The 19,489-nt window shown below is 67.2% G+C and carries 15 protein-coding genes and 1 pseudogene; 7 read left to right on the top strand and 9 right to left on the bottom strand.

What is annotated here, in order from left to right; translation table 11 throughout:
* The first annotated feature begins 2 nt into the window (after positions 1 to 2).
* The 3 genes from IEW34_RS15295 (at position 3) to IEW34_RS15285 (ending at position 3,167) form a co-directional block, all read left to right on the top strand.
* On the top strand, positions 3 to 1,196 hold the full coding sequence (locus IEW34_RS15295; RefSeq protein ID WP_188610069.1) for an ABC transporter substrate-binding protein: 1,194 nt from the start codon (positions 3 to 5) through the stop codon (positions 1,194 to 1,196).
* A 133-nt stretch (positions 1,197 to 1,329) separates the two neighbouring features.
* Positions 1,330 to 2,385: a FecCD family ABC transporter permease gene (locus IEW34_RS15290; RefSeq protein WP_244642000.1), complete on the top strand. Its 1,056-nt coding sequence runs from the start codon at positions 1,330 to 1,332 to the stop codon at positions 2,383 to 2,385.
* Entirely contained in the window at positions 2,385 to 3,167 is a 783-nt protein-coding gene (locus IEW34_RS15285) for an ABC transporter ATP-binding protein (RefSeq protein WP_188610068.1), read from the top strand. Before IEW34_RS15290 ends, IEW34_RS15285 begins: the two co-directional genes overlap by 1 nt.
* A 144-nt stretch (positions 3,168 to 3,311) precedes the next feature.
* Here the strand turns inward: IEW34_RS15285 and IEW34_RS15280 are convergent, their stop codons facing one another.
* Positions 3,312 to 3,575, bottom strand: a complete 264-nt coding sequence (locus IEW34_RS15280) for a DUF1488 family protein (protein WP_188610067.1) — start codon at positions 3,573 to 3,575, stop codon at positions 3,312 to 3,314.
* 571 nt (positions 3,576 to 4,146) lie between these two features.
* Here IEW34_RS15280 and groL point away from each other — a divergent pair.
* The 4 genes and pseudogenes from groL to IEW34_RS31045 all read left to right on the top strand — a co-directional run.
* Entirely contained in the window at positions 4,147 to 5,784 is a 1,638-nt protein-coding gene (groL, locus tag IEW34_RS15275) for a chaperonin GroEL (protein ID WP_188610066.1), read from the top strand.
* Positions 5,785 to 6,655: 871 nt separating this feature from the next.
* Entirely contained in the window at positions 6,656 to 10,366 is a 3,711-nt protein-coding gene (locus IEW34_RS15270; protein WP_188610065.1) for a vitamin B12-dependent ribonucleotide reductase, read from the top strand.
* On the top strand, positions 10,366 to 10,608 hold the full coding sequence (locus IEW34_RS15265) for a BrnA antitoxin family protein (protein WP_188610064.1): 243 nt from the start codon (positions 10,366 to 10,368) through the stop codon (positions 10,606 to 10,608). The genes IEW34_RS15270 and IEW34_RS15265 overlap by 1 nt, the downstream gene beginning before the upstream one ends.
* 321 nt (positions 10,609 to 10,929) lie before the next feature.
* A pseudogene (locus IEW34_RS31045) lies at positions 10,930 to 11,181 on the top strand (helix-turn-helix domain-containing protein); the annotation flags it as partial.
* Between the two features lie 279 nt (positions 11,182 to 11,460).
* Here the strand turns inward: IEW34_RS31045 and IEW34_RS15255 are convergent.
* From IEW34_RS15255 to IEW34_RS15220, 8 genes are all read right to left on the bottom strand, one after another.
* Positions 11,461 to 12,288 carry a leucine-rich repeat domain-containing protein gene (locus tag IEW34_RS15255; RefSeq protein ID WP_188610063.1) on the bottom strand — a complete coding sequence of 276 codons (828 nt, stop codon included), beginning with the start codon at positions 12,286 to 12,288 and terminating at the stop codon, positions 11,461 to 11,463.
* A 170-nt stretch (positions 12,289 to 12,458) separates the two neighbouring features.
* Positions 12,459 to 13,577 (bottom strand): amidohydrolase family protein, encoded by a 1,119-nt coding sequence (locus IEW34_RS15250; RefSeq protein ID WP_188610062.1) that lies wholly within the window; start codon positions 13,575 to 13,577, stop codon positions 12,459 to 12,461.
* A 115-nt stretch (positions 13,578 to 13,692) separates the two neighbouring features.
* Entirely contained in the window at positions 13,693 to 14,700 is a 1,008-nt protein-coding gene (locus tag IEW34_RS15245) for an NAD(P)H-quinone oxidoreductase (protein ID WP_244641999.1), read from the bottom strand.
* A gap of 10 nt (positions 14,701 to 14,710) precedes the next feature.
* Positions 14,711 to 15,520 carry an SDR family NAD(P)-dependent oxidoreductase gene (locus IEW34_RS15240; RefSeq protein WP_188610061.1) on the bottom strand — a complete coding sequence of 270 codons (810 nt, stop codon included), beginning with the start codon at positions 15,518 to 15,520 and terminating at the stop codon, positions 14,711 to 14,713.
* 11 nt (positions 15,521 to 15,531) lie between these two features.
* Complete coding sequence (locus IEW34_RS15235; RefSeq protein WP_210324507.1) at positions 15,532 to 16,905, bottom strand: MmgE/PrpD family protein; 1,374 nt, start codon at positions 16,903 to 16,905, stop codon at positions 15,532 to 15,534.
* Positions 16,906 to 17,016: 111 nt separating this feature from the next.
* Entirely contained in the window at positions 17,017 to 17,709 is a 693-nt protein-coding gene (locus tag IEW34_RS15230; RefSeq protein WP_188610060.1) for an ABC transporter ATP-binding protein, read from the bottom strand.
* On the bottom strand, positions 17,696 to 18,508 hold the full coding sequence (locus IEW34_RS15225; protein WP_188610059.1) for an ABC transporter ATP-binding protein: 813 nt from the start codon (positions 18,506 to 18,508) through the stop codon (positions 17,696 to 17,698). Before IEW34_RS15225 ends, IEW34_RS15230 begins: the two co-directional genes overlap by 14 nt.
* A complete protein-coding gene (locus tag IEW34_RS15220) occupies positions 18,495 to 19,487 on the bottom strand; it encodes a branched-chain amino acid ABC transporter permease (RefSeq protein ID WP_188610058.1) in 993 nt (330 codons plus the stop codon). The genes IEW34_RS15225 and IEW34_RS15220 overlap by 14 nt, the downstream gene beginning before the upstream one ends.
* Positions 19,488 to 19,489: the final 2 nt, after the last annotated feature.

The following is a 19,489-nucleotide window of genomic DNA, read 5'->3' as shown; positions in this document are numbered from 1 at the left end:
CCATGCGCGCAGCGCGCCGCAGCCGCTCTCCCGGCCGGTTCGTCCGGGAGTGCCGGGCGATCGGGCTGGGCGGCCTCGTCGCGGCCCTGCTGCTCGTCCTGTCGATGCCGGCGGCTTCGGCACAGACGCCGATCCGCGTCACCGACATCGTCGGGCGCGAGGTCGTGCTGGCCCATCCGGCGCGGCGGATCGTGCTCGGCGCGTGGGTCAGCCTGGACGCCCTGTCGCTACTCCACCCCGATCCCGTGAGCCTGCTCGCCGGCTGGGCCCAGGGGGGCGCCAACGCCGTCCAGCCCACCATCATGCGAGCCCGCTTTCCCGATATCGACAAGGTGCCGGTCGTCGGGCGTGACGCGCTGGACACGCTCTCCGTGGAGGCCATCCTGGCGGCGCGGCCGGACCTCGTCGTGCTGAGCCAGTTCGACGCGTTCCGCTACGGCGCCAGCGGCGGAGCCCCACCCCCCGTCGTGGCGCAGATCGAAGCCGCCGGCATCCCCGTCGTCGTGCTGGACTTCTTCCTCGACCCGCTGCGCCATACCGAGCCCAGTCTGCGGGCGCTCGGGCGCCTCATCGGCCGCGAGGCCGAGGCCGAGGCTTTCCTCACCTTCTACACGCGGCACCTGGACGAGGTGCGGCGACGCGTCGGCGCCACCACGACGCGTCCCAGCGTCTTCTTTCACGCCTTCGCCGATCGCACGGACTGCTGCTTCTCAGCCGGCCCCGGCACGGTCAACGAGGTGATCACGCTGGCCGGGGGGCACAACATCGGCGCCGACGTTCTGAAGGGGCCCATCGGGCAGCTCAGCGCCGAATACGTTCTGGCCCACGACCCCGATGCCTACGTGGCCACCGCCATCTCCGGTGCCCCAAGCACCAGCGGCTTCAGCCTTGGCCCCGGGGTCGACGCCGAACAGGCGGCGACAGGTTTCGCCGCACTGGTCGGCCGCCCCGATCTGGCATCGCTCGGCGCCGTGCGCCGTGGCCGTATCCTGGGCCTGTGGCACCTCTTCGTGCACACGCCCGTGCACGTGGTCGCAGTCGAGGCGCTCGCCAAATTTCTGCACCCGGACAGTTTTGCGGACATCGATCCCGCACACACCCTGGACGAGATCAACGCCCGGTTCCTTGCCGCGCCGCTTGAGGGTACGTTCTGGACGACCACAAGGCGTGCAGTGCAAACCAACGGCAAACCATGACGGATGACAGCGTCGGCGCCGCGAATCGGGCGCCGGTCGCCGGCGACGCGGCAAAGCTAGGCGGCCCTGCGCCAGCCGATCCGAGGCTGTGCGCGTGATCGATCTGGACAGTCTTCCGCGCGGCGCGGGCCCTGTGCCGCGACATGCAGTCGCCCATCCGGCGCTCGACGCCTACGATCGCCTGCTCAGGCGGCGCCTCATCATTCTGGTCGGCCTCGCCGCCCTGATGGCCGCCTCGCTGCTGTTCGATCTGGCCATGGGCCCCGCGGGGCTGCCCCTGTCGACGGCTTGGGCGGCGCTCACCGGGGCCGACGGCGTGTCGCCCACCGTCACGGTCATCGTCTGGCAGGTGCGGCTGCCGATCGCGCTCATGGCGCTGTTCGTCGGTGCCGCCCTGTCGCTCGCCGGCGCCGAGATGCAGACCATTCTCGACAATCCGCTGGCGAGCCCCTTCACGCTCGGCGTCTCGGCCGCGGCTTCGTTCGGCGCGGCCATTGCCATCGTGCTGGGCATCGGCGTGCCCTTCCTGCCCCCGGCCCTGCTCGTCACCGGCAACGCCTTCCTGTTCGCCCTGGGCTCGGTTCTGCTGCTTCAGTTCCTGAGCAGCCGCAGCCGAGGGGGGCCCGACTCGCTGGTGCTGTTCGGCATCGGCCTGGCGTTCACCTTCAATGCCCTGCTCACGCTCGTGCAGTTCGTGGCGTCGGCGGATGCGCTCCAACAGGTGGTGTTCTGGAGCATGGGCTCGCTGGCCCGCGCCAACTGGCCATCGGTCGCTGCGCTGGCGGTGGTCGTCGCCGCCGTGGCGCCCTTCGCGCTGGCAGCCTCCTGGCGCATGACGGCGCTGCGTCTCGGCGAGGAGCGCGCCCGCAGCTACGGCGTCAACGTGCGGCGGTTGCGTGCGTTCTCGCTGCTCCGCATCAGTCTGCTCACCGCCACCGCGATGTCCTTCGTCGGCACCATCGGCTTCGTCGGGCTGGTCGGGCCGCATATCGCCCGCATGCTGATCGGCGAGGACCACCGCTTCTTCCTGCCGGCGAGCGCGCTCACGGGGGCCGCCGTGATGTCGCTGGCCTCGGTCGCGAGCAAGAGCGTCGTGCCGGGCGTGTTGCTGCCCGTCGGCATCGTCACCTCGCTGATCGGCCTGCCGGTCTTCTTCGCCCTTATCATGCGTCAGCGCGGACGGGCGTGATGGCGACCGCGTCCACGACGCTCGAGGTCGACGACCTTCATGCCGGCTACCGCGGCCGGCCCGTGCTCGCGGGCCTTGCGCTGGCGCCGGTGCGCACCGGCACGATCGCCGCGCTGGTCGGGCCGAACGGCGCCGGCAAGTCGACCTTGCTGCGCGCCCTTTGCGGCCTGGTGCCGGCGCGCGGGCGCGTCGGCTTCGGCGGCGTCGACCTGCTCGGCCTGGGACCGGGCGAACGGGCCCGTCACATCGGCTTCATGCCGCAGAACCTGCCGTCGACGGCGGCACTGACCGTGCTGGAGTCGGTCATCAGCGCCCTCAAGGCGGGCGCCGAGCCGGCGAGCGGCGATGCGCGCCTGCGGGCGCTGGCGGCGCTGCACCGGCTGGGCATCGCCCACCTGGCCATGGAGCAGTTGGGGCGTCTGTCGGGCGGGCAATTGCAGCTGGCGAACCTCGCCCAGGCCATCGCGCGCGAGCCGCCCCTGCTGCTGCTGGACGAGCCGACGAGCGCCCTCGACCTGCACTATCAGCTGCGGGTCATCGGCGCCGTCCGCACATTGGCCGACGAGGGTCGCATCGTCGTGGTCGTGCTGCATGACCTCGCCTTCGCCGCCCGCTGGTCCGACCACATCGTGGTGCTCGACAAGGGCCGGCTGCACAGCCAGGGCGCACCGCAGAAGGTGATCACCGCGGCCATGCTGCGCGACGTCTACCACGTTGAGGCGCGGGTGGAGCGCTGCTCCAACGGGCGCATCCAGATCATGGCCGACGGGCTGGTCGCCTGAGCGGAGCACTGCCTACGTCCGCGGCCAACCGCGCTGGCGCGCGCCGGGATCAGGCGGGCGTACGCCCACGCGTGAACCTTGATTTGATCGCCTCCGCGGCCGGATGTCGTGGGAACTTCACACCGGCGCCAGACGGCCGATCGATCAGAAATCGGAAGCCGACAGCCGGACATAACTCTTGCGCCCGCGCGAATAGACCCGGCTCGCCACGTGCTGGATCTTAGCGCGGTTGCCGTCGAAGGTGCTGAGCAGCGACGCTTCGTCGTGGCTGATCGCAGGGTCGAGACGACGCAGGGCATCCATCTCGACTTGGAAGGCCACTTCGAACGAAGCCTCATGTCCCCAAAAGGAGACGCAGCCTCGGCCTTCATCATAGCTTCGGGACTGATTGGGGAAACTGAGTGTCATAGCCGTCCCCTTGCAACACGACGTGACGCTGGACCAACAATCTCTCAAAATAAAGACGTAGTCGTTTGTTTTCCGCGCACTCGCGGAATTCCAACATAAATTCACGCCGGGCCGTATCGATCTGCCTTAAACTCGGCCCATTGCTTTTAGCACTACCTTGCACCGGGTACCAGCAAAGGCTACGTAGAGAACAGCCCGAGATCGTCGAGGTTCAGGCATATCGCCTCAACCTGCCCTGAACGAGCCGGCTGGAAACGAGCATCCGTGACATTCCGCCCGCTGCACGACCGGGCCGTGGTCCGCCGCCTCCCCGGCAGCGATATCGCCACGGGCGGCACCGTCATTCCCGGCCCGGTCAGAGAGAGGCCGCAAGAGGATGAGAGCATGGCGGCCGGGCCCGCAGTTCGCGACGAACTCGGCCAATCATCGCGCTCAACGGCAAGGTCGGCGAGCCTGTCCTTCTCGGAAAATGGCCCGAAGTCGACGTCGTGGGCGTGGCCGAGGGCGAGGCAATCGTTCGCAGCCCCCTGAAGCACCGCTCGCCCTGCCGAAACCCATTGGAGTCGCATCAATGTCCGCTAAAGACGTCAGATTCTCGACCGAGGCCCGCGAAAGCATGCTGCGCGGCGTCGATACGCTCAACAACGCCGTGAAGGTGACGCTGGGGCCCAAGGGCCGCAACGTCATCATCGAGCGGTCCTATGGTGCCCCACGCATCACGAAGGACGGCGTCACCGTCGCCAAGGAAATCGAACTTCAGGATAAATTCGAGAACATGGGCGCGCAGATGGTGCGCGAAGTGGCCTCCAAGACGAATGATCTGGCTGGCGACGGCACGACCACGGCGACGATCCTCGCCGCAGCCATCTTGAAGGAAGGCATCAAGCTCGTCGCAGCCGGCATGAATCCGATGGACTTGAAGCGCGGCATCGACTTCGCCGTCAAGGCGGTGGTCAAGGACGTCGAGGGCCAGGCCAGAAAGGTCCAGTCATCGGCCGAAATCGCTCAGATCGGGACGATTGCCTCGAACGGTGATGCCGCCATCGGCGAGATGATCGCCGAGGCCATGGACAAGGTCGGCACCGAAGGCGTCATCACCGTCGAGGAAGCCAAGACCGCCGACACCGAGCTCGACGTCGTCGAGGGCATGCAGTTCGACCGCGGCTATCTCTCGCCCTATTTCGTCACCAACGCGGACAAGATGATCGCGGAGCTCGAGGATCCCTACATCCTGATCCACGAGAAGAAGCTGTCGTCGTTGCAGGCGCTGCTGCCCATCCTCGAAGCCGTGGTGCAGACCGGAAGGCCGCTGCTGATCATTGCCGAAGACATCGAGGGGGAAGCCCTGGCCACGCTCGTGGTCAACAAGCTGCGCGGCGGCCTCAAGGTCGCGGCCGTCAAGGCGCCAGGCTTCGGCGACCGGCGCAAGGCCATGCTCGGCGACATCGCAGTGCTGACGGCGGGTGAGGCGATCTCGGAGGACCTCGGCATCAAGCTCGAGAATGTCACGCTTCCCATGCTCGGCCGTGCCAAGCGGGTGAGAATCGAGAAGGAAACCACCACGATCATCGACGGCGCCGGCGCCAAGGCAGACATCCAGGCCCGCATCGCACAGATCAAGGCGGAGATCGAGGAGAGCAGCTCCGACTACGATCGCGAGAAGCTGCAGGAGCGGCTCGCCAAGCTCGCCGGCGGCGTGGCGATCATCCGTGTCGGCGGCGCCACCGAGACCGAAGTCAAAGAGAAGAAGGACCGCGTCGACGACGCGATGCACGCCACGAAGGCCGCCGTCGAGGAAGGCATCGTGCCGGGCGGCGGCATCGCGCTGCTGCGCGCCAAGGCCGCCATCGGGGCGCTCATGAACGACAACGCCGACGTTCAGGCCGGCATCAACATCGTGCTGCGGGCGCTCGAGGCGCCGGTCCGGCAGATTGCCGAGAACTCGGGCGTGGAAGGTTCGATCGTGGCGGGCAAGGTGCTGGCGAATGCGTCGCCGACCTATGGCTTCGACGCCCAGACCGAGGAATACGTCGACATGCTGAGCGCCGGCATCGTCGACCCCGCCAAGGTCGTTCGCATCGCATTGCAGGATGCCGCATCGGTCGCCGGCCTGCTGGTCACCACCGAGGCCATGATCGCTGACGCGCCCAGCAAGAGTGCTCCGACGATGCCGCACGGCGGCGGGGGCATGGGCGGCATGGATTTCTGACTTATCGATCATGCGAGCATTGGCGCGGAGCGTGACCGGCGCTGCGCGCGGAGCTCCGCGCGAGGACAGATTGCAATGGCCAAGCCAAAGAAGCCGGACGCCGCAGCCGAAGCGCCGAAGCTCGCGCTGATCGTCGCCCCCCGATCACCGCGGCCGGCGCCGATCCCCGCTCAGGACCGGCCGACGGCCGAACCGGTGGGCGACGGAGGTAGCGCCGAGCCGGACATGCCGACATCGTCGACTGAGCGGCCGGCCCGAGGCTTCAAGGGCGGACTCACGCCGCTTCCGCGGCGACCGCTCTATCGATAGCGACCGGGTCGCCACGCTCCGCACCGTCGGCCTGTACGGCGACGCTCGCGCTCCCGGCCTACCGCTGATCAGCCGGCCACCCTCGTTGCGAAGCGGCTTCTGTAACGCATGTGCCGTGCCTGGGCCGTGCTGGCACGCCATAGACGTCGTGCTCACACGCCGTGCACGGTCTGCGGCTCCTCGCGCTGACCGACGCGAGCGCTCATCCCCGCAGTTCACAAGATCGACCCATGCCCCCGCTTGGGCCTTTTCAGCGCCGCCCGGGAGGTTCAACATCGCCCAGGGCAAGGCTGAGTCTCGTTTTCGCTCGACACTTAACCTCGTGGTAATGGTCTGCCCGACTAACTACATATTGTGTGTAAGGGCGTTGGAGCGTTGCGGCGATGCCAGACTCAGGCTAGCTTCCGGTCATAGCGCGGTTGGCCCCTGCGGCCCGGGCGTTATCAGCTGAGCAGGCGTGAGTTCCCCCGCAGCGACCCTCCCTCAGGGCCGAACGCGGGATCGCGCGTCGCGTTGATACGACGAAGATCTAGAGGCGCTGGGGCGCGGACGGAGAGAACGGATGCGGATCGAGCGGCGATACACCGTTGCGGGCACGTCGGCCTATGAGGCGATCGCCTTCCAGCGCCTGACGAGCGAGATCCGCAACCCCGACGGCTCGGTGGTGTTCAAGCTCGAAGGCATCGAGGTGCCTGCCGGCTGGAGCCAGGTCGCCGCCGACGTGCTGGCCCAGAAATACTTCCGCAAGGCCGGGGTCCCGGCACGCCTGAAGCGCGTCGAGGAGAACGACGTCCCCTCCTGGCTATGGCGCTCGGTGCCGGACGAGGCGGCGCTGGCGGAACTGCCCGAGGCCGAGCGCACGCGCTCGGAGATGTCGGCCAAGGAGGTGTTCGATCGCCTCGCCGGCTGCTGGACCTATTGGGGCTGGAAGGGCGGCTATTTCACCACCGAGGAGGACGCGCGCACCTTCTTCGACGAATTGCGCCACATGCTGGCCGGCCAGATGGTGGCGCCGAACTCGCCGCAGTGGTTCAACACAGGCCTTCACTGGGCCTACGGCATCGACGGCCCGGGCCAGGGCCACTTCTACGTCGACTTCAAGAGCGGTGAGCTCGTCGCCTCGGCCTCGGCCTACGAGCACCCGCAGCCGCATGCCTGCTTCATCCAGTCGGTCGCCGACGATCTGGTGAACGACGGCGGCATCATGGACCTGTGGGTGCGCGAGGCGCGCCTGTTCAAGTACGGCTCCGGCACCGGCTCCAACTTCTCGGCTCTGCGCGGCGACGGCGAGAAGCTGTCGGGCGGCGGCCGCTCCTCGGGCCTGATGTCCTTCCTCAAGATCGGCGACCGTGCCGCCGGCGCCATCAAGTCCGGCGGCACCACGCGCCGGGCGGCCAAGATGGTGGTCGTCGACGCCGACCATCCGGACATCGAGACGTACATCGACTGGAAGGTGAAGGAGGAGCAGAAGGTCGCCGCCCTCGTCGCCGGCTCCAAGACGGTGCGCAAGCACCTGAAGGCGCTGATGAGGGCCTGCGTCAACTGCGAGGCCGAGGGCGATGCCTGCTTCGACCCCGAGCGCAACCCGGTGCTCAAGCGCGAGATCAGGCTGGCCCGGCGCGCCTTCGTGCCCGACAACTACATCAAGCGCGTCGTCCAATATGCCCGCCAGGGCATCCGCGACATCGACTTCGACGTCTACGACACCGATTGGGATTCGGACGCCTACCTCACGGTCTCCGGCCAGAACTCCAACAACTCCGTATCGCTGACCGACGACTTCCTGCGCGCGGTCGAGGTCGACGGGCCGTGGAGCCTGGTCTACCGCGACGGCCGCATCAAGAAGCAGCTGCCCGCCCGCGAGCTGTGGGACAAGATCGGCCACGCCGCCTGGGCTTCGGCCGATCCGGGCCTGCACTTCAACTCGACGATGAACGACTGGCACACCTGCCCGGAGGATGGCCGCATCCGCGCCTCCAATCCGTGCTCGGAGTACATGTTCCTCGACGACACCGCCTGCAACCTCGCCTCCGCCAACCTGCTGCAATTCTACGACCGCGGCAGCGGCCGCATGGACGTGGACAGCTTCGTCCACGCCTGCCGGCTGTGGACGGTGGTGCTCGAGATCTCCGTCACGATGGCGCAGTTCCCGTCCCGGGAGATCGCCCGCCTGTCCTACGAGTTCCGCACGCTCGGCCTCGGCTACGCCAACGTCGGCGGCCTTCTGATGACCATGGGCCTGGCCTACGATTCCAAGGAAGGCCGCGCCATCGCCGGGGCGCTCACCGCCATCATGACCGGCACCGCCTATGCCACATCGGCGGAAATGGCGGGCGAACTCGGGCCGTTCCCGGGCTATGCCCGCAACGCCGACCACATGCTGCGCGTCGTCCGCAACCACATGCGCGCCGCCTATGGCGCCCGCTCCGGCTACGAGGGCCTGTCGGTCGCGCCGGTGCCGCTGGAGGAGGCCGCCTGCCCTGATCCGATCCTGATCGAGCGGGCCCGGGCCGCGTGGGACGAGGCTCTGGCGCTTGGTCAGCAGCACGGCTACCGCAACGCCCAGGCCACGGTGATCGCCCCCACCGGCACCATCGGCCTGGTCATGGACTGCGACACCACCGGCATCGAGCCCGACTTCGCCCTGGTGAAGTTCAAGAAGCTCGCCGGCGGCGGCTACTTCAAGATCATCAACCGCGCCGTGCCGGATGCGCTGCGCCGCCTCGGCTATGGCGAGGCCCAGCTCGGCGAGATCGAGGTCTATGCCCTGGGCCACGGCTCGCTTGGCCAGGCGCCTGCCATCAACCACGCCAGCCTGCGCGCCCGCGGCTTCACCGACGCCGCCATCGCCGCGGTGGAGAAGGCGCTGCCCAGCGCCTTCGACATCAAGTTCGTCTTCAACAAGTGGAGCTTGGGCGAGGAGCTGCTCCTCGGCGCCCTCAAGGTGCCGGCCGAGAAGCTGGAGGATCCGAGCTTCGAGCTGCTCCAGCACCTGGGCTTCTCGCGCCAGGAGATCGAGGCCGCCAACGTCCACGTCTGCGGGGCGATGACCCTGGAGGGCGCGCCGCACCTGAAGCGCGAGCACTACGCCGTGTTCGACTGCGCCAATCCGTGCGGCCGCATCGGCAAGCGCTACCTCTCGGTGGAGAGCCACATCCAGATGATGGCGGCGGCGCAGCCGTTCATCTCGGGCGCCATCTCCAAGACCATCAACATGCCCAACGACGCCACCGTCGAGGACTGCAAGAGCGCCTACATGCTGTCGTGGCGGCTGGGGCTCAAGGCCAACGCCCTCTACCGCGACGGCTCCAAGCTGTCGCAGCCGCTGAACGCGGCCCTCATCGCCGACGATGACGACGAGGTGGAGGACGTGGTCGAGGCGCTGCTCGCCCAGCCGACGGCGGCGCGCACGGCCCAGGTGGCCGAACGCATCGTCGAGAAGGTGGTGGAGCGGGTCGAGCGCGTGCGCGAGCGCGAGAAGCTGCCCGACAGGCGCAAGGGCTACACCCAGAAGGCCATCGTCGGTGGCCACAAGGTCTATCTGCGCACCGGCGAATACGAGGATGGGCGCCTCGGCGAAATCTTCATCGACATGCACAAGGAGGGCGCGGCCTTCCGGGCGATGATGAACAACTTTGCCATCGCCATTTCGCTCGGCCTGCAATACGGCGTGCCGCTCGACGAATACGTGGAGGCCTTCACCTTCACGCGCTTCGAGCCGGCGGGCTTCGTGCAGGGCAACCAGTCGATCAAGAACGCCACCTCGATCCTCGACTATGTCTTCCGCGAGCTGGCGATCTCCTACCTCAGCCGCTACGAGCTCGCCCACGTCGACCCCTCCGAAATCGGCTTCGACGTGATCGGCAAGGGCGAGGACCAGGGCAAGGCCACGGGCTCCAGCGCCCCGCCCGCCCCACGCCCGCTGGTGTCCAAGGGCTTCGTGCGCGGCCGCCAGCCGACCAACCTGCTGTCGATCTCCGGCGGCCTCGCCGAGACGGCGCTCGCCGTCGACGGCGCCACCGCCCTCAAGGAGCCGGAATTCGAGGACGAGGAGTTCGAGGCGGACGAGGCCGAAGCGGCCATCTCCCCTGCCCTCCACTTCTCCGCCCCCGCATCGGCGCGCGCCACCGACGGCGCCGCCAACCGCCGCAAGGAAGCCCTGATGAAGGGCTACCAGGGCGACGCCTGCGGCGAATGCGGCAACTTCACCCTGGTCCGCAACGGCACCTGCCTGAAGTGCGACACCTGCGGCTCGACGACGGGGTGTTCGTGATGGCGAGCCCACCCCGTTCACGCCGAGGGCCCGACCCCTTCGCCGCGGCCGAAGCGGTGTTCAAGCCGGCCAAGCCGAAGGCTGCGCCGCCGGCCGCGGACAAGCCCGCGGTTCCCAGCGGCCGTGAGACCGTGTCGCTGCGCATCGACCGGACCGTGCTCGAGCACTTCCAGGCGGACGGGCCCGGCTGGCAGGACCGCATCAACGAGGCGCTGCGGGAGTTGGTGGCGGGGAAGAGCTAGGCGAGGCGCCGGGTTTCTGACCCCTCGCCGCCATGTGATCCGCTCGGCGCCGGTCGATTGGATCATTTCACCTCATCAGGCGATCCAGTCTGATCGATTTGAATTCTAAAATACATTGAAAATGGAAGACTTTCTGCGTTGTGTCTTACGACACGACCGAAATTCGCTTTATTTGGGATGATTTTACGTGAATCATTACCCGCTCCAAATCTTTGCCTTGAGAATGATCTTTGTCCAAAGCGGTGGCCTTCTTGCGATCATGCTCTAGTGGTCTCCGCCTGACGGAGGAGTCCTTCTTGAGATTCCCCTCGGTCAGTGCGTATGCGAGTCTGGTGCATGCGCACCGGGGTTTCGATCGCGATCACACCGTCTGATCGCCAGCGCCTTGAGGCGGTGGCCAGGAACCGCAATGCCTCCCAGAAGCATGCCTGGCGGGCGATGATCGTGCTGCTGAGCGCGGACGGCATCGGCACCAACGAGATCACGCGCCGAACCGGCAAATCGAGGACCTGCGTTTGGCGGTGGCAGGAACGGTTCATGACGGCTGGCGTCAATGGGCTCTTGCGCGACAAGACGCGGCCCTCCCGGGTCAAGCCGCTGGGCCCCGCGGTGGCGGAGCGCGTGGTGGCTCAGACGCTGACCGAACCGCCGGTCGAGGCGACACATTGGACGGGCGGACATGATGGCCAAGGCGACCGGCATCAGCGCCAGCGCGGTGGGGCGCATTTGGAAGGCGCACGGCGTCAGCCTGACGGAATGTCAGCTTCCGGACCGAGATCGAAGGGGCAAAATCGACCCGTTACGGAAGTTGAGTTGGCCGCTCGCCGCTTCAGCCCAATGCTTCTGCGCAGATCAGCTATTGTCCGGCAAGCGCAAGCCGCCGCCCATCTCCACGCCGCGCTTCCGGAGTTCGAGGAGCAAGCTCAGATCCTTCGGCGGCTTGTTAGTGACAACCTCGACTTTTTCCAGATTTGGCAATGCGAGCAGAGGGCCGAAGTCTGTCACTTTCGGGCAATAGAAAATCTTCAAATGTTTCAACGACGGCCACTTCTCAAGGAAGGCGACAGTGGAGAGCCCTGACAGGTTATGAAGCCAGGCTGTCGTGATATTCGGGTTATCTGACATCAGATTGACGGCTTCAATCTTCGCGTCGGCGATCTGGATGGAACAGACGCCGCCGCAATTGTTCACGACCTCCTCATCATATCCGGTAATCCCCAGGTGTTCCAACGAGGCGTTGTCGCCGACGAACGCGCAAAGCTTGCCACTACTGTCGACCCGGGCAGACAGGAAGCGCAAAGATGGAAAATTGACTCGCGTGAAATAGATCGGGTGCTTATCAAGCCAGATATAGTCCAGCCTACACGGCGTCCCATCATAGTATTTGCAGCTCGACTTGGTGCCGAACATCGAAAAGCCGAAAGCGATCTCAGGGAAAACGCTGCTAAGCTCAGCGCTGAGCTCGCTTTCAAAATTGATATAGTTCAGCCCGAATTGCTTGAATCTCTCAACCCAGGGCGCGACACGGCTCTTTTCTCTAACCCTGAACTGCACGTTAGCATTTGGGTGATGGTATTGCTCTGCCTCCTCTTCGCCATAGAAGGCAAGCCTTGAAGAGGGGGCCCAGCCCGGTGATGGGCCGATATAGACGAGCTCACTAGCCGCGGGGACCTCAAGCATTCTCCGGAACCTCCTAGCCCTGTGGAACCGTTACCAGATCAGCCCGTTTCCACATAGCCTCCACCCTCTTGCGACAGTCGGAATTTCTGCTGATGGGCAAGGCACCGGCGACCTTCCGCGAGCCGGAAGGACCGGGTCGCGGGCAGGCACCAAGCATTAGATTCTATCCACTAGTCGCGTTCCGACAGACGATAAATCCGCCGCGCGCTTCCACTGAACAGGGCGACCTTCTCGTCGGCAGAAGCGCCGGAAACCATTCTCTTGAAGCCGTTCCACATCGCCGCGAAGCCGATGCCCATCTTGTCGACCGGGAAGTTGCTCTCGAACATGCATCGATCTGCGCCGAACAGCTCGATGGTGGTCAGGACGTAGGGCTCCCAATAGCGCGCGAACTCCTTTGAGCCCGGCGGTCTTTCCAGCTTGAAGTAATCGTAGGCGGCCAGTCGCATCATCATGCCGCCGAGCTTGACGGAGACATTGGGATGCTTGGCGATGTCCTGCATCGCCGCTTTCCATGCGGTAAACACCTCGTCCTGCCGCCCGCCATAGGGGCCATAGCCGAGCGGGCCGCCGAGATGGCACAGGACGATGCTCACGTCGGGACAGGATCGCGCCAGATCGGTGACGTCGCCGAGCTGCGGATGGAACACCCAGGCGTCCAGGGAGAGGCCGAGCGCCGACAGCCGCTGCAAGCCCCGGCGAAAGTCCGACCTTAGGTAGAGGCCCGGTCCCGGGCTGGTGTGGCTGTTGCCGATGACGGGATCGGCATCCCACCCCGCCGCGTGCCGGACGCCGCGAAAACGGCCACCGCCGGCGGCGATCTGTGCCCGCAGCACATACTCGACCCCGTCCTTGGTCAGATCGGCAAACCCGACGATGCCCGCGGCGACGTGCGGCCTGCCGTAACCGCCGCTCTCGCTCATCGCGGCGATGCCGGCCATGAACTCCACCTCGCCGACGGGCGCCATGTCGTCGGGGCCGGCCGCGCGATACATGGCCCGGCACTCGTTGAAGACGGTGGCGACGACGTTGTGCCCGGTCTGGAGGTCGATCAGGAACTCGTCCAGCAGGTAGCGGAAGTTCGGGATGTCCCAGATGTGATGGTGCGTGTCGACGATCTCGAGGCCCGGATCGAGTATCTCCTCCGGTTCGGCCTTCGCCAGCCAGTCCGGCCGCGGCGGAAAGATGCGTCCGAACGGGGTGGGGCCCGGCCCCGGCCCCGTGCTGCTCACCAGCCCGGCGAGGCCCTTGGGGATCGCTGCATTGGTGGATTGACCGTGCCGCGTCATGTGCTCGTCCTTTCCGTGGATCGTCCGGCATGTCCGTCATCGATCCGGCGTTGCCGCCGTGCCGCCGGTCCCGCGCCGTCGCTGGTGTCGCTTCCGTCTCCGCCCCGTTCAAGGATCAGGGACGCAGGAGGATCTTTCCGATATGCGCGTTGCTCTCCAGGAGGGCATGCGCCTGCGCCGCCTCGGCCAACGGGTAGACGCGATGCACGACCGGTTTCAGCCGGTCGTCGGCGAACAGGGGCCAGGCGTGCCGCTCGAGCTCCCTGCAGATGGCGCCCTTCTCGGCTACCGTGCGCGAGCGCAGCGTTGAGCCGGTGACGGTCAGATGCTTGATGATGATCTGGTAGAAGTCGGCCTCGACGCGGCCGCCCGCCTGCTGGGCGATGAAGACGAGCCGCCCCTCGCGCTTGAGCAGATCGAGCTCTTTGGGAATATAATCCCCGCCGACGATGTCGATGATGACGTCGATGCCCCGCTCGCCGGCGAATGCCTCGGCGGCCTGCTGGAAATCCGTACGGCGGTAGTTGATGGCGAGGTCGGCGCCCAGCGCACGGCAGGCCTCGCACTTCTCGTCCGAGCCGGCGGTGGCGATCACGGTCGCGCCGAAGGCCTTGGCGAGCATGATGGCGGTGACGCCGATGCCGCTGGTGCCGCCCTGGACGAGCACGGTCTCGCCGGCCCGCATGCGGCCGCGTTCGATCAGATTGGTCCAGACCGTGCAGAACGTCTCCGGCAACGCCGCGGCGTCGACGAGGGCGACGCCGGCCGGCACCGGCAGGCACTGTTCGGCCGGCGCGACGGCGAACTCGGCATAGCCGCGGCCGAGCAGGAGCGCGCAGACCTCGTCCCCCACGTGCAGCGATGCGACCCCCTCGCCCACCGCCACGATGGTTCCGGACACCTCCAGGCCCGGAATGTCGGTGGGCGCATCCGGAGGCATCGGATAGGTGCCCTGGCGCTGCATGACATCGGCCCGGTTGACGCCGGCCGCAGCGACCTGGATCAGCACCTCCCGGCGCCCGGGGCGCGGCACCGGCACATCGCCGTAGCGCAGCACCTCGGTGCCGCCGGGCCGCTCGATCGCGACGGCTTTCATCGTCGCGGGCAAATTGGACGCGGTCACGAGCGCCTCCTCAGGACTTGTCCATGGCATTGTCGGCCACGAGGACGGCGCCGTTGACGTAGCCTGCCGCGCCGGAGAGGGCGAAGGCGATGAGATTGGCCAATTCCTCCGGCGTGCCCCAGTGCGTGTCGAGCATGCCCTGGTTGCTGGTCCAGCTCAGCCGCTCCGTCTCGGCCTCCTCCGCCGACAGCTGACGCTTGACGATGTCGCGCTCCCACAGCGCGTAGCGCTCGGGCGTGTAGACGTAGCCCGGCACGACGCAGTTGACGCGGATCTTGAAGGGCGCCAGCTCGCTCGCCAGAACCTTCGAGAACCGGATCTCCGCCGACTTGGCCGGCCCCGTGCACGACGACAGCATCGGCGCGCTCGTCACGCGAATGCCGGTGGCGCCGCTGACGTTGACGATCGAGCCGCCGCCGATCTCCTTCATCAGCGGCACGACGCGCTGGCATATTCTGAACTGGGCGAAGAAATTGATCGCCATGCCGTGCAGCAACTCGTCGTCCGTAACCTCGAGGAAGGGCTTGTAGATGCCCGTGCCCGCGTTGTTCACGAGCAGGTCGATGTGGCCGAGTTCCCGGCGAATGAAGTCGGGCAAACGCTCGATGTCGTCCAGCTTGGTTACGTCGAACGGCAAAGTCCGCACCTGGCGGCCGGTCGTCGCCGCGATGTCCGCGGCAGCCTCTCGCAGCGCGTCCGGCCGCCGCGCGGCGATGACCACGTCGACCCCTTCGCGCGCCAGCAGCCGTGCCGTTTCGAGGCCGATGCCCTTGCTGCCGCCGGTCACCAGTCCGGTCTTGCCGGAGAGCCCCAGATCCATGGTGTCACCTCTCAGTTTTGCGTCGTGACCAGGTCGAGAAAAGATCGCAGCGGCAGCTGCCGCTTACCGTCGGCGGCATCGAACGCGGCTTCGGCCAGGCGAAGGCCGAGGCCGGCCGGACGCCCGGCTGCGTCCATGCGCCGGGCGATCAGCGCCGCGCTGGTCGACCGGTCATGGAACAGCAGCGTGCGCGGTGCGTCAGATGCGTCCCGGCTGAGGCGGCGCCCGTCGGCCAGCTCGACCGTCACGGTCGCGTCGTAAGGCCCCCCGTCGTCGTCCGGAACGATCTCGATCAGCGGTACCAGCCTCAAGATGTCTGGATCCTGCCGGTGGTGCTGCGGCTTGTCGTACTCGAGCTCGCCGTAGACGAGCATGGCCGCCGTCGAGAAGGTCATGCTGGCAATTGCCTGAGCCACCCGCTCGAACGGCCCGGTGTAGGCGGTCCCGGGGTACTCTGCGTAATGACGCCAGATCTTCACCTCGACCCGGCGAATGGCGCCGACGTCGGCGATGTCCTTGCGGAGCACGCTGGCGGCGATGACCGCGGACATGTTGTCGCCCAGGGTCGCCCAAGGCTTGGCGCAGGTGTCGCAGATGGCGTCGAGACGAGGTGGGCTGGCCCATTCCGGCGGCTCGCTCTGCAAGCCGGCCAACGACCGCAGCAGACCCTTCGGCCCCTCCAGGCCGGCCGGCGCGCCCTTGACCCCCTTTTGCGCGAGCTGGGCAGCCAGGAGGCCGCCGCGGGCGGCATGGCCGTTCTGCAAGCGCCATTCGTCCGACCCCGCGCCCACCGGCTCCAGCACGCCACCCGTGATGCTCGAGGCGATGCCGATCGCGCTCGTCGCCTGCCCTTCGTCGAGACCCAGGATGGCGGCGCCCGCGGCCGCGGCGGCGACCGTACCCAAGGTCGGGCTGGTGCGGATGCCGCGCTCGATGAGGGCCCGCGCGACGCGCTCTCGGGCGCCGAGCCACTCCACGGCGCCATAGCCGATGGCGATCGCCGTCAGGACCTGCGGCAGCGCCGCATCGATCAGCTCCGCGCCGGTCACCGCAACCGGGATGACGAACGATCCGGGATGCGTCCACGAGGCGTTGTCGGAGTCGTCGTGGAACTGGGCATGGGTCGCGACGGCATTGGCGAGCACGGCGTCGGCCGCGGCGACGCGGGCACCGTCGTTCCAGACCCGCGAAGCCGGCGCGACGGCTGCCGGTAGCTCGGCCATGACCGACCGGGTCGCCACGGTCGTCGGCTCGTCGGTGGCGAGCGCCGCAAGCCCGATCGCATCGAGCAGGCAGAAGGCCGCCTTGTCGGCCGCCGGTCGTGTCATCAAGTTGCCGCCCGAGGCCGCAAAGCGGCCCAGTCGGCTTGTCGGTCCGTCGCTCACGGGCGTCCTCCTCGATCGTTTCGCGTTTCCTTGAATCGCAGAAACGCTCTATCTATTTGATTTGTCGCGCTTTCTTCACGCGCACCGGCGTCCACTTCGCTCGAAAGCGCTCTAGAGATATTCGTCGGCGAGAGCGGCGGCGCGGATCTCGTCGGCCGAGCCGCTTCGCCTGATCTCGCCGCCGCGCATGACGTAGGCCCGGTCCGCCAGCCGCAGCGCCGGGCGCGCCATCTGCTCCGTCATCAGGATGGTGGTGCCCCGGCCCTGCATCTGGCGGACGGCATCGCTGATGCGGTCGATCCATACCGGGGCCAACCCCAGGAACGGCTCATCGAGCAGCAGCAGCTTGGGAAAGGCGCTCATGGCGCGTGCCAACGCGACGATCTGCTGCTGGCCGCCGCTCAGTTGCCCGGCCGGCTGGCGAGCGCGCTCGGCCAGCAGCGGAAACGCACCGCACAGCCAGTCGTAGCGCTCGCGCTTGTCGGCGATCCCGGCGCCGATGGCCCCGGCGAGCACGTTCTCCCGCACCGAAAGAGAGGGAAACACGCGCCGCCCCTCGGGCGAATAGCCGATACCGGCGCGGGCGCGCATGGCGCAGGCCACATTGTCGAGGCTTCTGCCCTCGAAGGCGATGGTGCCGGCGGCCGCCGGCACCATGCCGATCACGGCGTTGATCAGACTGGATTTGCCGGCGCCGTTGGCCCCCACCAGCAACACCGTCTCCGAGGCATGCACCTCGAGCGACACGTCGCGAACGGCGACGATGCCGCCGTAGCGGACACACAGATTGTCAATGCGCAGCACGTGCCGTCCTCCGCGTCGCCGCATCCCGATCGGCTTCGTCTTCGCTCTGCCCGAGATAGGCTTGAATGACGTCGGAGCGCGCCAGCACCTCCTCCGGCGCGCCCTGCGCCAGCACCCCGCCGGCCTCGAGGACAATGAGGCGCGGGCACAGCCTGCGGATCAGATCCATGTCGTGCTCGACGATGAGAATGCCGCAGCCGAGGTGCTCACGCGCATGCAGCACCAGACGATCGATCCGTGTGCGCTCGCGGGATTCGAGCCCCGCTGCCGGCTCGTCGAGCAGCAGCATCTTGGGGTTCGCGGCGTAGGCCATCAGCAGCCCGAGAATCTTCTGGCTGCCGTAGGGCAGGCTGTCGCTCGGCTCGTCGAGCATGGGGCCGAGGCCAAACGCGTCCAGCAGCTCACCGATCTGCGCCCAGGCGACACCGCCGCTGCCGCTGAACCTGATGGCGCGCGTGAGGTTCTCGCGGACCGAAGCCGTGCGAAACGTGATGGTCTGCTGGAAGCTGCGCACGATGCCGAGGCGGCTGACCGCATGAAAGCTCCGGCCGCCGATATTGCCGCCGTCGAACTGGATCGTGCCGGAGCTGGGCCTGAGCATGCCGCAGATGACGTTGATGAGCGTCGTCTTGCCGGCGCCGTTCGGGCCGATCACCCCCAGCACCTCGCCCGGCTCGATGCGGAACGATATGCCGTTGAACACCTTGAGGCCGCCGAACGCCTTCGCCATGTCGCAGACGGCGAGCACGTTGCGGTCCTGCCGCCCGCCGCCCGGCCGGCTCCTGTCAGACGTGGGCATCGGCGACCTCCGGCCTCGGGCTGGCGCTGCGCGGCTTGACGCGCCCCAGCAGGTGTTGGGCGAGGCCGACCAGGCCGTTTGGCGCGGCGGTGACCACGATGATCAGGAGCAGGCCGAAGAAGCCGGCCGAATACTCGCCGTGGCTGCTGAACACTTTGGTCGCCCAGACCAGCAGGCAGCTGCCGACGACGGCCCCCAGGATGGTGCGGCGCCCGCCGATCAGCACGTAGGCGATGTAGAAGACCGAGGACATCGACGTGAACGAGGTCGGGTGCGCCGTCAGCAGCAGATTGACCAGTGCAAAGCCCGCCATTCCGGCGATGCCGCCCGCGACGACGAAGCCGATCGTGCGGTAGTGCCAGGCCACGAGGCCGAGGCTCTGCGCCAGCGTCTCGTTTTCCTCGATCGAGGCGAACTCCTGACCATAGCGGCGCGTCAAGCCCATGGTGACGACGGTGGCGATCACCGCCACGCAGATGCTGACCAGGACGATCAGATGATTGGTGTTGAGAACGAGCGGCCCGAGGGTCGGAGCCGGGATGCGAGGGATGCCGTTGGAGCCGCCGGTCAGCCCCGGCGTCTCGAAGATCAAGAGCTGTAGTATCTCGGTGAAGATAAAGGTCACCAGCACGAAGTAGACACCGCGTAAGCGCAAGACCAGCGCGCCGAGCGGCAGAGCGACGATCGCCGCCGACGCGAAGCTCACCGCAAGCAGGACGACGAGGTTGGTGGCGCCGGCCTGGGCCGTCATCGCCGCCGCATAGCCGCCGATGGCCATGAAGGCGGGCACCGCGAAGGACAGCAGATCCATGCGCAGCATGATGTGCACGCTGAGCGCCGCGGTGACGGCGATCAGGATCTGATTGGTGAGCGACAGGGTGAAGAAATCGCCCGTGAGAAACGGAACGATGGCGAATGCGAGCAGGATGGCGATGCTCAGCCAGTCCGTGAACGCGATGGTGCGAAGCATGTTGCGCATGG

It is taken from the genome of Chelatococcus reniformis (assembly GCF_014640075.1).
Lineage (GTDB): Bacteria > Pseudomonadota > Alphaproteobacteria > Rhizobiales > Beijerinckiaceae > Camelimonas > Camelimonas reniformis.
This window is presented reverse-complemented; position numbering and strand designations above follow the sequence as displayed.